The following is a 14,798-nucleotide window of genomic DNA, read 5'->3' as shown; positions in this document are numbered from 1 at the left end:
TGTCTGAGCATAGTTCGGACTTTCAGAAAGATTCCAGCTGATTAATGACTGGTCATGTAAATCAAGAATTGGGGAAAGATAAAGCTTTGTTCCAAACAGATTAAACTGTGTAACAATATTTTAACCGCAAACCGGCTTGACCGGTTTGTCGGCTTTGAAAATTATGTTAGCTGTTCCCGCTTACTTTGCAAGCAAAGAACTTTCTTCTATTTCTTTTTCAAATTCTTCATACCACTCTTTAGGTTCTAAAGAACTTTTAAATTTCTTATTTATTATATCATATAATTTTTTATATTTTAGATTATTTTGTATTATCACTTTTAATAAATCAGTTTCCATTGGAGCAATATTCATTCCAGAAACTTTATCACCATTATTTCCGTAATACGGCTGATTTCTTCTCATTCGAAAATCAGATATAACATTCATGTTAAGATAATTTGTTAAGAAAATACAATAAGCATTTGAAGTTTTATTTTCACACAAATATTCCCCTAAATGACGAGAAACAGGTTCCATTTCCATACGACGCTGATTTGTTGAATCAGCAAGTGTTGCTTCTATCAACAAATCATGTTTCGGATAGTCGGAAGTTTCTTCATATTTCCAAACTATATCAGCTTCGCCACCGCCAGCATGAGTCTTTGGAAGCAAATCTGCATCCAAAGATAAATTCATGTAGGTCAATACATCGCCTTGATAATCGCTGATTTTATACCAAATTACTGCAAGAATATATTCAAATGAAGTTGGACCATCTGAATTTGATGAAACTAATTTTTTAATTTCTTCGTCATACTCATCATTTGAAGTTTTTCTGTTTTTGAAATTGTCTAAAATTAGCAATAGTTTTTCATCTGTAAATTTTTCTTCAAGCAATTTATTAAAACGCTCATACCTTTCTTTATCCAAGATTTTTTGGATTTCGTTTCGGTCATATGTTTCTGTACCAATCTCTTTTGCGACATTTTTATAAAACTCTTCTGTATTTACTACAAGTCCAGGTGCGATTTCATTTAAGTTGATAGATTTGTAAAGTAAATCACAAGCAGTAAACGAAAGTTCTTTTAGACACTCTTTTACCATTGCAAAATAGATTTTTGGAAGAGTATCAAATTTTACTGTCTTATCTTTTGTAATAAGACAGTCGCTCATTGCAAAGTATCGTAAATTCAAATCGCCGTAATCTTCCAAATTATTCAAAGTTTTTGCTACATGACAGATTTTAAAGAATAGCTCTTTGAAAGATTTTTCATCTTTAACACTGTTTAAAATGTCTGTTTTAAAAGTTTTCTTACCGCCTTTTACAACATTTTTAGTTGTTGCGTAAAGTAACTTTCTTATTGATGTTCTTGTTGTTTTGCAGTCAGTTATTGATTTTTCCAATTTTTTCATACTTTTTTCTGAAAAATCATTTTCCATCAAAACTGTATGCAAAGCATTGTAAAACTCATAAAAAGGTTTAGAATATTGAGGGCTTTTACGATTCATCATTACAGTGATGATTAAATTCTCAGAAATGGAATTTGCATTTAAAAACAACTCGTGTGCTTGTTGATAGGACTTATGCGATAATAAAATTTCATAAACTGTTTGAATAATATCGCATTTACATGCACGGAAATCTTTTATTTTTGTAATTACAGATAAAAATGAATTTTCGTCTGAAATCAAAGGAAGAAAGTAAATAAATTCATCTGAATTTAAATATTCCAATTCGTTTAGGGTTCTTGCAAGAATTACGAATGGTCTTACAGTTGAATTACCTAAATTTACGGAAGTTTTTAGAAGCTGTTTTAAATATAGAAAACTGTCTGCCTCAATTTGTAAAATATTGTCGCTTTTAAAATTTCCAATTTTAGATATTTTTAACAGTTCTTTTCCAACTTCTGTAAGTTTTCGTGTTTCCCTGTCTGCTACTCCAATATCACAAAGTCCAGAAGTCTTTTCTCGTGCATCTTTTGCCGGACGAGGAGCATTACCAACTGTAAAATTACTTTCCCAAAGAAATTTATAATATTGTTGCTGGAGAGGTTCGTTTGCTTTCCAAGATTGATTCTTGTTTTCCGGTTTTGCCCAAAAATTTTCAAGCAATTCCAATTGCCATTCTGTTTTCTTGTTAAGTTCTTTCGTTCTGAAACTTGTTGAGCCAATTGTCCAACTTATACCTTCATAAGCAATTTTATCCATTTTGAACCTCGTAATTTGTAATCAAAACTTCGTCTGTTTTTTCTGCATTTTCTTTTTTGTGGTAATTTGAATTTTTATATGAATATTTTAGATGATTGCAATTATAATTATTTTTCAAAAGCCAATCTTCTAAAATCTGATTTTTCTTTCCGTCAGTTTTTAACACATTGGAAAGGGCAAATTTTATGTTTTTCACATTACATTCATCTAAAAAAGAGAGCAATTTTTTTTCTTCGTTTTCAGTCCAACCGTTTTTTTCGTTGTAAGTTGCTGTTGTAATTAAATAAGGCGGATCAGCATAAATGAAAGAGTCTTCTTCTAATTTTTCCAAATCTAATTTTTCAAATGAATGATTTGTAAACTTTATCTTTTTGTTCTGAATTTCTTTTGCAAATTGAGTTAGTTTATTACGCATTTTTATATTAAAATCACGCTTTCCAACAGGAAGATTATATTTACATTCTGAATTAAAGCGGATTTGATTATTAAATGCATAAATTACAAGCGTAAAAAATTCATAATAATAAACTTCATCAGAATCAGAAATTGAATTAAAATGTTCCCTCAATTCTAAAAAATGTGGACGATTGTATTTTCCTAATCCTGCCGAAGAATTACAGTCGTAAAACTCATACTTTTGTTTTGAACTGTCAGATAAATTATATTGTGTTATAACCGATTCTATTTTTTGTGAAAAATTTTCTGCTCCATCTGATTTTAATTTTTTTAATAAGCCAATTAAATGTTTTTCTCTGTCGTTGCAAATATATTTTTTTGCATTTGCATTAACAGCAACATTACAACCGCCACAAAATAAATCGACAAAAGTATTTACTTCATTTGGAAAGAGTGGGAGAAGTTGCGGAAGTAATTTATATTTTCCACCTGTATAATTTAACGGGGAAGCGATTAGGTTTACTGGCACTTGCACAAGAAGAGCCTCTCTTGATTGTCGTTTCGGTCGGACTTTCCTGTTGTGAATGCCTTGTAATTTTCAGAAAATATTTGAACCTTGCCACGTTTTTTTAATGAAGATAAAATTTCTTCATCTGAAATGCGGGCATTTGAACGGTCGTTTCCTTTATTTTCCATGTTGTTGTAAGAAACCAAAATGTATTTAGCATCGAGTTTTGAAATCAAGTCGTCAAAAGCCTTCGGAGCGAACTGTGTGCAATATTTACTCTTTAAAGCTGTTCTATCCATTTTTTTTGCAACTCCAAAAACTTCAGGCTTTTGCCAGCGTGCAACATTTTCTACTAGATGATATGCATCGCAATATTGGCGTGAATTATACGGAGGGTCTAAATATACGACATCGCTTTTTATATTTTCAGCAAGTTTATTTGAATCGATGTTAAAACATTGATTTTGAGGATTAAGATTTTTTTCTGCGTCAAGCATACGCATTTCAAGCACCTGTTCAGACAAATCCACATTTCGTCGCCAAGCATCGTAATGACCACAAGTATTTGCAATTCTATCCATTGCATAAAGTAAAGACGTGAGCAAAATTGCATATTCGCGATTGTTTATGACTTTTGCAATTTTCTTCTCTTCGATGTCTTCGCGAATAAAACCAATTTTTGAACAAATATCGTGTGAAAAATAAGTGTCGGAAAAGTTTTTTGTCATGTAATTTTCTTTAATGGAACTTAAATTGTTATAATTATTTATAAAACATACCAATTTGTCCCAATCAAAATCTTCGGGCGAAAACCAAGCCGTATTTGAAATGTAGTTTGAAAAAAGAATGTCGTTTGTGGTGAGTTGTTTATTTGTGTATGCGGAAGCCACCGCTCCAGTGCCTGCAAAAATATCTGTAAATGAGGTAAAGTTTCCGCAATTTTCAGTTACAACTTTTGTAATGAACGGCAACAGTTTGTATTTGTTTCCCAAATAGCGACGATTGTTTATTTTTGTCGTTTGAACGCCCATTTTCTCACACCCTAATTTGATAATATAGCAATTTTTCCTATTTTTTTCTAGATGTCGTTCAAATATTTAAAATTCTCGTTGTGAAAATTTAATTTTTTATAGTTATGTATTTTTTCTACATAAAAATGCGGCTCAATGAGCTGTCCAGCTAACATCTGTAACCCATTTTTCATTAGATTTTGTTGTACTGAAATCTCGCTGTAAAAGATTAGGAGCCACTTTGCCTATCTGGCCCTTATAGGAATTGTATTTATGCTGACGAACTTTACACACAATATGTTCTTCATGCATCAGTTTCTGAATTACTTTGTGGTTTGTTGAAAAACCTCTATTCCTGAACTCTAAAGTAATCCTTCTATAGCCATAACGGCCTTTATTGGCATGATAAATCTGCTGGAAAAGTTCTCGCTCTTCTTTGTACTTATCCTGTTTCGGATGCGTTTCTGAGTAATAAAATGAACTTCTTGGCAAACCTGTAAGTTTGGTTAAATCTGAAACATTGTATTTTGACCTTAGTTCTCTGACAGCATCGATTGTTCTCTGTCTTTTGTCTGCTGCTGTTTCTTCTTGTCGTCTTCCTGAACTAAGGCCAGATATTTTTTTAGGAAATCATTCTCCATACGAAGATAAGCAAGTTCTTCATCCTTTGTCCATTCTTCTCTTGGTTTGTTCGGTATTAAACTTTTTTTTTGCATTTTTGAACGCCTGCCTTGTTTCTGAAACAGAGCTTCTGTACCACCGGTAATATACTTCTTTCGCCATGCACAGATTGTTCCTTGGTTTGTGATTCCAAAAATCAATGCCGTTTCTGGATCTGAAAGATGATGCTCTTGTTGATAGTTTAACACTTTTAGCTTAAATTCTCCGCTAAAATGTCGTGTTGGTTCAGTAAATTTTCCGTTTAATTTGTACTGGGCAATCCACTGCTCAATTTGACTGTGATAAACACCATATTTCTTTTGTAGACTTTTTGCACCTATATGCGTTTCTTTATGTTCTTTTACAATTTTTAATTTAAACTCTTCTGAGTATTTGGACATAAAAAATGCACCTCCTAAAATTGAACTTTATTTGTCCAACTTTAGGGGTGCACTTCAGAAAGATGTATTTCTGACCTTTTTTCTATTTTTTTCTAATTACTACAGGATTGCTGCAAGATCTTTTGCGGTAAAGTGCAGGTGTTCGGCAACTTTTGCAGCCGGTCCAGACTCACCAAAGCGGTCTATGCAGAACAAATCATTTTTACTTGTTGCAAACTGCTTCCAGTTTGCGCTGATTCCTGCTTCTGCACACACAATGCGCTTTGCACCGCCAGTCAGCTTGTCCTGCTCGGCTTTGTCCATTTCGTCAAACTTGTTGTAGTCAAGAATAGAAACAACGCGGATATTCTTGCCGGCTTTCATTTCGGCAGCCTGTACCGCCATTGAAACTTCCGAGCCGGTTGCAAGAATTGTAATGTCCGGAGTATCTCCGCCTTTCTTTGCGATATATGCGCCGTTTCTGATGTTCTTTTTCCAGTCAGCGTCTTCTTTTTCAAAGCCCTGAATGTCCTGGCGGGTAAGAACGATACATACAGGATGATCTTTTGAATCCATTGCCATTTTCCAGGCTTCAAGAGTTTCCTGCGCATCAGCAGGACGAAGCACCTGTACTCCCGGAATGGCGCGGAGCGATGCAAGCGTTTCTACAGGCTGATGTGTAGGTCCGTCCTCACCTACATAAATAGAATCGTGGGTAAAAATATAGATGAGCGGCAGCTTCATAAGGCTTGCAACGCGGAGCTGCGGACGAAGATAGTCTGCAAAAACAAGGAACGTTGCGCAGAACGGACGAAGTCCGCCGTGAAGGCGCATTCCTGAACAGACTGCGCTCATAGCAAATTCGCGTATTCCAAACTCAATCGTGCGTCCGGTGCGGTTTGCAGGTGAATAAATGCCGCCGCAGTCCTTAAGTTCTGTTTTATTAGGACCTGCAAGGTCAGCAGAACCGCCGGTAAGATTACCGTAGCGCTGTGCCATCATATTAAGCACTTTTCCGCCAGCCGCACGTGTAGCCATTTTATCTGTTGCGCTGAATTCCACATCAGGAACTTCAGCCGTTTCTGAATCAGAGAAATATGCATCCCATTCGGCGCGCAGTTTTGGATTTTCCTTTGACCACGCGTCAAATTCTTCATTCCAGGCTTCTTCTGCCGCTGCAAAAGACGCTTTCTTTGAATTAAAATATTCGTAAGCTTCAGGAAGAACAGTAAAATCCTTATCTTCAGGAAGTCCAAGGAATTTCTTTGCAGCCTTTACACCTTCTGCACCAAGTGCCGCTCCGTGAACGTCAGCCGTTCCTGCCTTTGGCGCAGAATAACCGATGACTGACTTGAGCATTATCAAAGTCGGTTTATCAGTGCATTTTTTTGCCTTTTCCGTAAGCTTGAGGATTTCTGACGGCTTGTACATTGAGCCTTTAAGAACCTGCCAGCCGTATGCTTCATAGCGTTTTGCAATGTCCTCAGAGAATGTAATGTCCGTTGAACCGTCAATGCTTATTCTGTTTTCATCGTAGAAAACAATCAGTTTTCCAAGCTTGAGCGTACCTGCTAAAGAACACGCTTCGGAAGAAACGCCTTCTTCAAGACAGCCTTCGCCGACAAGCGAATATGTATAATGATTTACGATTTTATGATTTGCAGTATTAAAGCGTGCGGCAAGCATTGACTCTGCAAGAGCCATACCGACTGCCATTGAAACGCCCTGACCAAGAGGACCTGCCGTACATTCAACGCCGTCGGTCATTCCGTACTCTGGGTGCCCCGGACAGTTTGAACCCACCTGACGGAAAGACTTTATGTCGTCAAGAGTTACTTTGTATCCGCTCAGGTGAAGGATAGAATACAGCAGCATTGAGCCGTGACCTGCAGACAGAACAAAACGGTCTCTGTCCGCCCATTTAGAATCAGCAGGATTGTGCTTAAGGATTTCACCGTAAAGGACTGCGGCCACTTCGGCTGCACCAAGCGGTGTTCCCGGATGACCAGAATTTGCTTTCTGGATTGCATCCATTGACAGACTTCGGATAGAAGTTGCTACAGCAGTAATCGCTTTCTCGTTCATTTTTTTCCTCATCTTATAAAGAAAATATGCGTTTTTACGCGCAAAATATCTGCAAAGAAACTGTCAGTCCATTCTTTCAATGGCCCTTAACAAGTCCTCTTCACTTGCGTGAGATTCCAGAAGCTTTCTGAATTCAGCGTTCTTAAAAAGAGATACTAAAGAAGAAAGCGTCTGAAGATGTGTCTGCGGATTTTGAGTAAGAATGATGAACATCACAAAAACCTTGATGTTATCAGGAGCCTTCATGTCAATCGGCTCTTTTAAATATACAACGCAAACCCGCTGGTCTTCCTCATTTTTTATTACCGGCGTTCTAGCGTGCGGAAGTGCAATTCCGTTTCCTACAGCCGTCGTCATAATCGCCTCGCGTGCGCACAGCGCATTATAAATTACGTCAGCATCGGATTTTACCGGTAAGTCCATCTGCTCCGTTACCGCTTTAAAAATCTTATCAGGAGATGTTCCTTCTACACCGTAGAATACACCTCCCTTCTTTATAAGGATTGAAAGATTTTTTTCCATTCTTTTCTCCGTTAGAAATTCTGTATAAAATTCAGAACCGTTTTCCATAAAGCCTGAAAAGCCGCATTTTTAAGGACGTGCTTATTTTACTACAGAAAAACCGCTCCGCCTTTTTTTGTCAACCGTCCACCGCAACTGGCTGCTTATTCCCTCAAAATTAAATTCCATTCCTTCGATGGAAAGGGAAATTTCATCTATTTCCTCCATTACGACAGACGGATTGTTTTCCAGTACTTCAATAATGTGCTTGATATGCCCGAATATCTGGGTAAGAATTACAAGCGGTCTTTGAGGAAACTCCCTAAGGCTTGAATCTACCAGATTGATTGAGCAGACCAAATCGTTCACCGTTGTGTACAGTTCCAGTGCCTTATGCCGGATTGCTCCGATTTCAAAATCTGCAAACCGATTATAATTGCGCAACAGTATATCATGTCTGTTTTTCAAGTGCAACAACAGCAGCTTTTTCTGTTCACGCGAAATCATATAGTAAAACGGATATATGCTTTTAAGTGCACCTTCATAATCTTCAGACTCGCAGTAAATCAAATCCTTAAGATACGAATCTATTACGTAAGGAAGCATAGGTTCAATGGCAATTCCGTTTTCATAAAGCACCGTGCCCGGCGCAGAAACTACTTCCGGCGCATTCCATCTGCCGATTGCAGGAACGTCCTCGTTTTTACGCCAGAGCCTTGTTTCTACCCCGAACAGTTCGAAGCCGATTTTTTTTGAACGCAGGAAAAGTTCTTCTATTGAACCGCAGTTTTTTACGCACAGTTCGGAACGGTTTTCTGCAAAAACAAGCGCAAGCTGCTGTTCGATTGACGCACACGGTCCTACAATGTCAAAACTTGAAAGAAGCTTGTTTTCCAGAAGCGAATACCAGTCTTCACGGACAACGTCTGCCATATCCATCTGGAACGGCTCTGAATTATGGTGAAGCACGGAAACTTCTATAATTCCCTTATCCCAGTTTGAAACGCGGCAGACAAGCCTGTCGCCGGAAGAAAAGCCTTCACTCTTAATTACAGGTTCAAGCGAGAACGAAGTCATTTTTACAACAGGCGGAAGGGAAAAAGAAGTTTCTGCAAGATTTATATCGCTGTTGGCAGGGTCAGAGGCAATGTACTGTGAAGAAAATTCGTCGCCGTAAAGGGAAAACAGTTCAAGCGCAGCGTCGCCTGAATAATCAACTACTACGCGCGGAAGGACTGTTCCGTTATAAAGAAACGTAAGGTCGCAGGAAAGAATTTCTGAATCAACAAAAGGAATGCAGCGGTGTCCTGCAATAAAGACTTTTTTTGAAATCTCAGCGCGGGTCGGCTTCATACTGAAATACTGACCGGTAAACGCACCTGCACGTGTAAGGTACATTCCGTCCACCAGTGCAAATACATTCGGATTTTCTTCAAGAAGCATCGTACATTCATCAGGAGTAAAACGTATTCCGATTCTTGCAAGCATCGCCGAAAAATCTTTTTGCGAAAAAGGTGACGTGCAGGTGCGTAAAAATTTTCTGATTACAAAATCCGCAGGTAATTTCATACTTTCTTAAAAATAATACCTGCGGATTTTTTTTTCAACTACTATAACGTAATATTATAAAGCAATGTCAGCACGGAATTTTACGCTATGCGTATGTCATCTGCCGTAAGCTGGATTTTGGAAAGGATTTCCTTAAACTGCTCAATCGTTATTCCTGTTGCCTTTACGGTAATAAGTCGCTTTGTCTTGTCTTCAAGTTCCTGCGTTACAAGGGAAACGATGTTTCCGTTCAGGCGCGCAATTTCTTCCGTAATGTGCAGGAACTGTCCCGGCTTGTCGTCAAGAACAAGTGCGGCGCGTACGCCTTTCTGCCCTGCGCAGAACATATCGGTGAACAGGTGGAACAGGTCGCTTTCCGTAACAATTCCTACAAGAACGTCGTTTTCCACAACAGGAATGCAGCCTATCTGCCGGTCAACCATAATGCGCGCCGCTTCTTCTACAACTTCGTTTTCAGAAACGGTAACAACATCTTTTACCATCACTTTTGACACGGTAAGTTTTGAAAGCAGGTAGCCTATTTCAAACATATCAAGAGTTGTTGCGTCGGACGGACCGGCTTTTGCAAGGTCATTTTTAGTTATTATTCCGACAAGCCTGTTAGACTTGTCAACAACAGGAAGCTTGCTGATATTCTTTTTTGACATCAAAGCCTTTGCTTCGGTAACTGAACTTTCAGGAGATATAATATACGGGTTTCTCGTCATCACGTTTCTTATAATCATAGGGCACCTCCACGTACACAGAAATATTCTGATAAAATTATATCACGGTTTGGAAAAAATGCGCAGAAAATCTACTCTTTATATGCATCACGAAGGCGTTTGATTTCGTCCGCATAGCCGTTATGGTCGTTTGGAGTTTCCAGAATAAAGGGAAGATTTTTAAGTGCAGGGTGATTTATTATCCGAGCAAGAGCTTCAAATCCAATGCAGCCAAGACCGATTTTCTGGTGGCGGTCTTTATGCGCCCCGCACGGATTCATACTGTCGTTAAGGTGGAATGCCTTAAGGCGGTCAAGTCCCACAACCTTGTCGAACTCGGTAATAACGCCGTCAAGGTCATTTACAATATCGTAGCCGCCGTCCCAGATGTGGCAGCTGTCCATACAGACTCCAAGAACATCTTTCAACGATTCGCCGGCTTTTTCTTCCGTCCTGTCGATTATCGTGCGGATTTCCTGAAATGTCCGCCCGACTTCAGAGCCTTTTCCTGCCATCGTTTCTATAAGGATTACCGTTCCCGGAAGAACGCCGTCTTTCTTGCACTGCGCAATGACTTCCGAAAGCATTGTAGAAGTAAAATCTATTCCGACATCCGCACCCTGCTGAACGTGACTTCCAGGGTGAAAATTATACAGATTTCCCGGCGTAAAGCTCATACGATGAAGGTCGTCTATCATAAGATTTTTAGCGAACTCCCGAAGCCCCGGATCTGCAGAACATGGATTCATAGTATAAGGCGCGTGCGCAACCAGCGGCGCAAATGAATGTTCAGCAGCAAACGCGCGGAATTCTGCAACGTCGTCAGCGTCAATTTCCTTTGCCTGACCGCCGCGCGGATTTCTTGTAAAAAACGCAAACGTATCTGCCTGTACGCTTACAGCCTCTTTTCCCATAGCGGCATATCCGCCGCTTGATGACTCGTGATACCCGATATGAAGCATAAAAACCTCTTTTTCTACTATATATTCTACTATTGTACTTATCTATTTAAAGCAGTACGACTCTACAAGGTTCAAGCCAGATTTTGACACGGAAACGCCGTTATATTCAAGCGTTTCAACCTTTCCGCCGGAACTGGTTTTGAAAACTACGGTTATATCGTATCTGCCTTCCGGAAGCGTAATTCCTGCCGCATACGCCGACGCAGGAAAATACCGGCACGTCCGCACGTCTGCCCTTTCCGAAACGAACATATTGATTTTTGATGCCGCACCAAGAATTGAAAAAATCATGGAAACGGCAGAATCGTCTGCCTCTTCTGCAACCGTATCAAGAGCCGCCGTTGCAACAAGCTTAGACACCATACGGGCAACTGTTTTTCCCACGATTGCGGCGTATTTCTGCGCATACGTATCTACCGCAATGTCTTCAATGCTTTCTATTTTCTGCGTATGTGCAGAATAAACTTCGCCGGTTTCTACATTTACGGCAGTTACAGAGGCGGCGGCAAAGGAAGACTTGCGTTTTTCCATAACAGGAAGCGCAATGCGGTAAAAACCGTCGTACGCATAAAGCGGAATGGACTCTTCTACCTTTACAGGCGAAAGTCCTGAAAACGCAAGTATATTTAGCCGCCCGAATCCGTCCGGAACAAAAGTCAGTTCTTCCTTTACGGATTCAGGGAACGGAAAATCATACAGTGACGGCTGAAGCCTGAACGCATCGTGCATCATATTGTAGTCTACGCGCGCAGAATCATAATCGCCTTCTGTGCGGTAAATCAAAAGGCTAAGGTAACGGGCAAGCGCAGAATTATGGAATTTTACCTCGCCGGACGGAACTGAAACGGCATTATCCTTAAGTTCCTTTTTCTGCTTTTCAAGCTGCGCCTGATATTTCTGCTGGATTTCCTTTAATTTTATGTCAAAGCGGCGGATTTCTACAAAAGCATCGTCAAACTTCCCCAGCTGAAGATAATTGAGTGCCATAAAAATATTGGTGTAGACGTCCTCAAAAGGGTCTCCGGCATAGTCAATTACAGTATCGTTTACAAGCATAGAAGCGGCTGCCTGCGTAATGCTTTTTGAATAGTACGAACGGATAAGCGTTTCTGCCTCTGAAAGTTCGCCGTTTGAACGTTCGTATTCTCCGGCATAATGGGAAATCAATCCCTTATCAAGATTTTCAAGAACAAGGTCACTTGAAGTATACAAAACTCCCTGCGGATTGCATAACTCTTCGTAAACGGCATCATACATTCCGTTTTTTATAGATTTATCTATATTATTGAAATTATAGTCGGACATTGTTACGCAGGATAAAAAAAGAACTGAACCTGCACCAATTACACAGAAAGCTTGTTTTTTTAATGAACGCATAGAAACATCATACCATATTTTTTAATTTCTGATATACTAAAAAACATGAAAGATTCTTTTAAAGACGTCCGCTGTGACGAAAACAGTCCTAAATGGGAAAACGCAGTCAGACGGCAGACACCAATTTATTCACGAAACGAAATACGCTCCGAATTTGAGCGTGACTATACGCGCATACTTCACTGCCAGGCGTACCGCCGGCTTAAGCACAAAACGCAGGTGTTCTACGCACCGCACAATGACCACGTATGTACGCGTATGGAACATGTAATGCACGTTGCATCCGTTGCAAAAACAATATCAAAATACCTTGGCCTGAACGAACAGCTGGCAGAAGCAATCGCGCTAGGTCACGACATAGGACACGCGCCGTTCGGACATCACGGAGAAGACTGCCTGAACGCACTTACCGAACAGAAAGACGGTCTGAACGCGCCTAAAAAATTCTGGCACGAACGGAACAGCCTTTTTTTTGCAGACTATATAGAAACTCTCCCTGACCCGGACGCAGTAGAACAGCCGCTGAACCTTACGTATGCCGTGCGCGACGGACTTATCTGCCATTGCGGAGAAATTGACCAGCAGGGAATTAAACCGCGCGATGAAGCCATCGACCTGTATTCAATAAAGCGCCCCGGAATAATCCAGCCGTACACTTGGGAAGGCTGCGTAGTAAAAGTTGCAGATAAAATTGCATACCTGGGACGCGACATTGAGGACGCGCGCCAGTACCATATCCTTGATATGAGCGCCTACCGTCATATCCGCGAAATCGTTGCAACAACGCTTAACGGAAAGGAATCGCACGCGTTCAGAAGCGGAAAGGCAGTGAACACAACGGTTCTTATAAACGACCTTATCGTTGACTTCTGCGAGCAAAGTTCCCCGGAAAAAGGACTGTGTTTCAGCAGCGAATATTTCCGCTTTATCCTTGAACTTAAAAAATTCAACTTTGCGCATATCTACAACCACTGGCGCCTTAAGGAATTTGCAAACTACGCGTCAAATATAATAGCAACAATCTACCGTACGCTTATGCGGACTTACGAATACGCGCGTCACGGACGGATTTCGCAGGCACTCAAATATTATCCTGTCCTTGGAAAAACGTTTGAAGAATGGCTCATAAAATACGCACGCTATCTGCCGGACAGTACAAACACAAGCGGAATTCCTGACATTTCCGCCGCAATCCGCCGCTACCAGACAATGCGCTTCAACACGGAGCAGGTATTCAACCTTGCAGACAGGGACTCCTACTCAAAATGCGTAATAGAATTCATTTCAGGAATGACGGACGTTTTTGCCATTCAGGTATACGAAGAAATCATATCTTTCTAGGAAAACACTGAATGTAGCTTACTGAAAAAAAAACTGTTGACTTTCCTGACTTCCGTCAGTAGCATTGACTGTAAGACAGTCGGAACAAAAGGAAGAATTATGAGAAAAAATCTTGGCGCAAAAGAATGGCTGTATCCTATGCCGGTACTTATAATCGGTTCATACGATGCAGACGGAAATCCAGATGCAATGAATGCTGCCTGGGGCGGAATCGGCGATACAAAACAGATATTCCTGTGCCTTAGCCCTGAGCATAAGACAGTAAAAAATATACTCCTTAAAAAAGCATTTACAGTAAGCGTTGCAACAGCCGGATATACGGCAGAATGTGATTATGTAGGACTTGTTTCCGGCAACAAAGAGCCTGAAAAACTTAAAAAAGCAGGATTTCATACGGTAAAGTCAGAAAACGTTGACGCTCCGCTTATTGAAGAACTGCCGTTCGCACTTGAATGCAGGCTTACAAGTTATGACGAAAAATCAGGTCACCTGTTCGGTGAAATAGTAAACATAAGCGCAGACGACTCTATACTTACGGAAGACGGTAAAATCAACGTTCAGAAGCTCAATCCGATTACCTACGACAGCGCAAACCACAACTATCTTGCACTTGGTGCCGTTGCAGGAAAAGCATTCAGCGACGGACAAAAAATTAAATAATTTATACGGAGGAATCAGTATGGAATTGAAATTTTTTCGCTGCAATCACTGCGGAAACATTATCGTAAAAATCAAGGACAGCAGCGTACCTGTAGTATGCTGCGGCGAAAACATGCAGGAACTTGTACCAGGAACAACAGACGCTGCCGTTGAAAAACACCTTCCTGTATACGAAGTAAACGGTTCATCCGTTTCTGTAACGGTCGGTTCTGTCCTTCACCCTATGTTGCCGGAACATTCAATCAACTGGATATGCCTTCAGACAAACAAAGGTTTTCAGCTGAAATACCTGAATCCTGGCGAAGAACCAAAAGCGGTATTTGCGCTTGCAGACGGTGAAAAGGTTGAAGCAGTATACGAATACTGCAACCTTCACGGACTGTGGAAAGCGTAGTTTTTCAAGAAGTTTTTTAAGACGAAAAAAGGTTTACGGCATTGCCGTAAACCTTTTTTTG

The 14,798-nt window shown here is 40.1% G+C and carries 14 protein-coding genes; 3 read left to right on the top strand and 11 right to left on the bottom strand.

The features are described from left to right. Positions 1–180: 180 nt before the first annotated feature. The 11 genes from B5D55_RS06375 to B5D55_RS06325 form a co-directional block, all read right to left on the bottom strand. Positions 181–2,190 (bottom strand): AlwI family type II restriction endonuclease, encoded by a 2,010-nt coding sequence (locus B5D55_RS06375; protein ID WP_078933170.1) that lies wholly within the window; start codon positions 2,188–2,190, stop codon positions 181–183. Beyond that, a complete protein-coding gene (locus B5D55_RS06370; RefSeq protein ID WP_078933169.1) occupies positions 2,183–3,121 on the bottom strand; it encodes a Dam family site-specific DNA-(adenine-N6)-methyltransferase in 939 nt (312 codons plus the stop codon). Before B5D55_RS06370 ends, B5D55_RS06375 begins: the two co-directional genes overlap by 8 nt. Next, positions 3,106–4,125 (bottom strand): DNA adenine methylase, encoded by a 1,020-nt coding sequence (locus B5D55_RS06365; RefSeq protein ID WP_078933168.1) that lies wholly within the window; start codon positions 4,123–4,125, stop codon positions 3,106–3,108. The genes B5D55_RS06370 and B5D55_RS06365 overlap by 16 nt, the downstream gene beginning before the upstream one ends. A 132-nt stretch (positions 4,126–4,257) precedes the next feature. After that, positions 4,258–4,596, bottom strand: a complete 339-nt coding sequence (locus B5D55_RS06360; RefSeq protein WP_159446170.1) for an IS3 family transposase — start codon at positions 4,594–4,596, stop codon at positions 4,258–4,260. Between the two features lie 41 nt (positions 4,597–4,637). Further along, the gene (locus tag B5D55_RS06355) at positions 4,638–5,165 is read right to left on the bottom strand and encodes a helix-turn-helix domain-containing protein (RefSeq protein WP_078933166.1); all 528 of its coding nucleotides are present in this window, start codon (positions 5,163–5,165) and stop codon (positions 4,638–4,640) included. 99 nt (positions 5,166–5,264) lie between these two features. Beyond that, entirely contained in the window at positions 5,265–7,229 is a 1,965-nt protein-coding gene (gene tkt, locus B5D55_RS06350; RefSeq protein ID WP_078933165.1) for a transketolase, read from the bottom strand. A gap of 63 nt (positions 7,230–7,292) precedes the next feature. Beyond that, complete coding sequence (locus B5D55_RS06345; RefSeq protein ID WP_159446169.1) at positions 7,293–7,751, bottom strand: PTS sugar transporter subunit IIA; 459 nt, start codon at positions 7,749–7,751, stop codon at positions 7,293–7,295. A gap of 81 nt (positions 7,752–7,832) precedes the next feature. After that, entirely contained in the window at positions 7,833–9,299 is a 1,467-nt protein-coding gene (locus B5D55_RS06340) for a hypothetical protein (protein WP_078933163.1), read from the bottom strand. Positions 9,300–9,379: 80 nt separating this feature from the next. Continuing rightward, entirely contained in the window at positions 9,380–10,024 is a 645-nt protein-coding gene (locus tag B5D55_RS06335; RefSeq protein ID WP_078933162.1) for a CBS and ACT domain-containing protein, read from the bottom strand. Positions 10,025–10,095: 71 nt separating this feature from the next. Next, on the bottom strand, positions 10,096–10,965 hold the full coding sequence (locus tag B5D55_RS06330; protein WP_078933161.1) for a deoxyribonuclease IV: 870 nt from the start codon (positions 10,963–10,965) through the stop codon (positions 10,096–10,098). A 42-nt stretch (positions 10,966–11,007) separates the two neighbouring features. Further along, positions 11,008–12,342 carry a COG3014 family protein gene (locus B5D55_RS06325; RefSeq protein ID WP_078933160.1) on the bottom strand — a complete coding sequence of 445 codons (1,335 nt, stop codon included), beginning with the start codon at positions 12,340–12,342 and terminating at the stop codon, positions 11,008–11,010. 45 nt (positions 12,343–12,387) lie between these two features. On the opposite strand from B5D55_RS06325, the gene B5D55_RS06320 reads away from it, so the two are divergent. The 3 genes from B5D55_RS06320 to B5D55_RS06310 all read left to right on the top strand — a co-directional run bounded on the left by B5D55_RS06320 (position 12,388) and on the right by B5D55_RS06310 (position 14,737). Then, complete coding sequence (locus tag B5D55_RS06320; RefSeq protein ID WP_078933159.1) at positions 12,388–13,683, top strand: deoxyguanosinetriphosphate triphosphohydrolase family protein; 1,296 nt, start codon at positions 12,388–12,390, stop codon at positions 13,681–13,683. Positions 13,684–13,782: 99 nt separating this feature from the next. After that, positions 13,783–14,343, top strand: a complete 561-nt coding sequence (locus B5D55_RS06315) for a flavin reductase family protein (RefSeq protein ID WP_078933158.1) — start codon at positions 13,783–13,785, stop codon at positions 14,341–14,343. Positions 14,344–14,362: 19 nt separating this feature from the next. Continuing rightward, positions 14,363–14,737 (top strand): desulfoferrodoxin family protein, encoded by a 375-nt coding sequence (locus B5D55_RS06310; protein WP_078933157.1) that lies wholly within the window; start codon positions 14,363–14,365, stop codon positions 14,735–14,737. Positions 14,738–14,798: the final 61 nt, after the last annotated feature.

This window comes from Treponema porcinum (assembly GCF_900167145.1).
Taxonomy (GTDB): Bacteria; Spirochaetota; Spirochaetia; order Treponematales; family Treponemataceae; genus Treponema_D; species Treponema_D porcinum.
The sequence above is the reverse complement of the archived record's forward strand: the minus strand, read 5'-3'. Positions and strand labels throughout refer to the sequence as shown.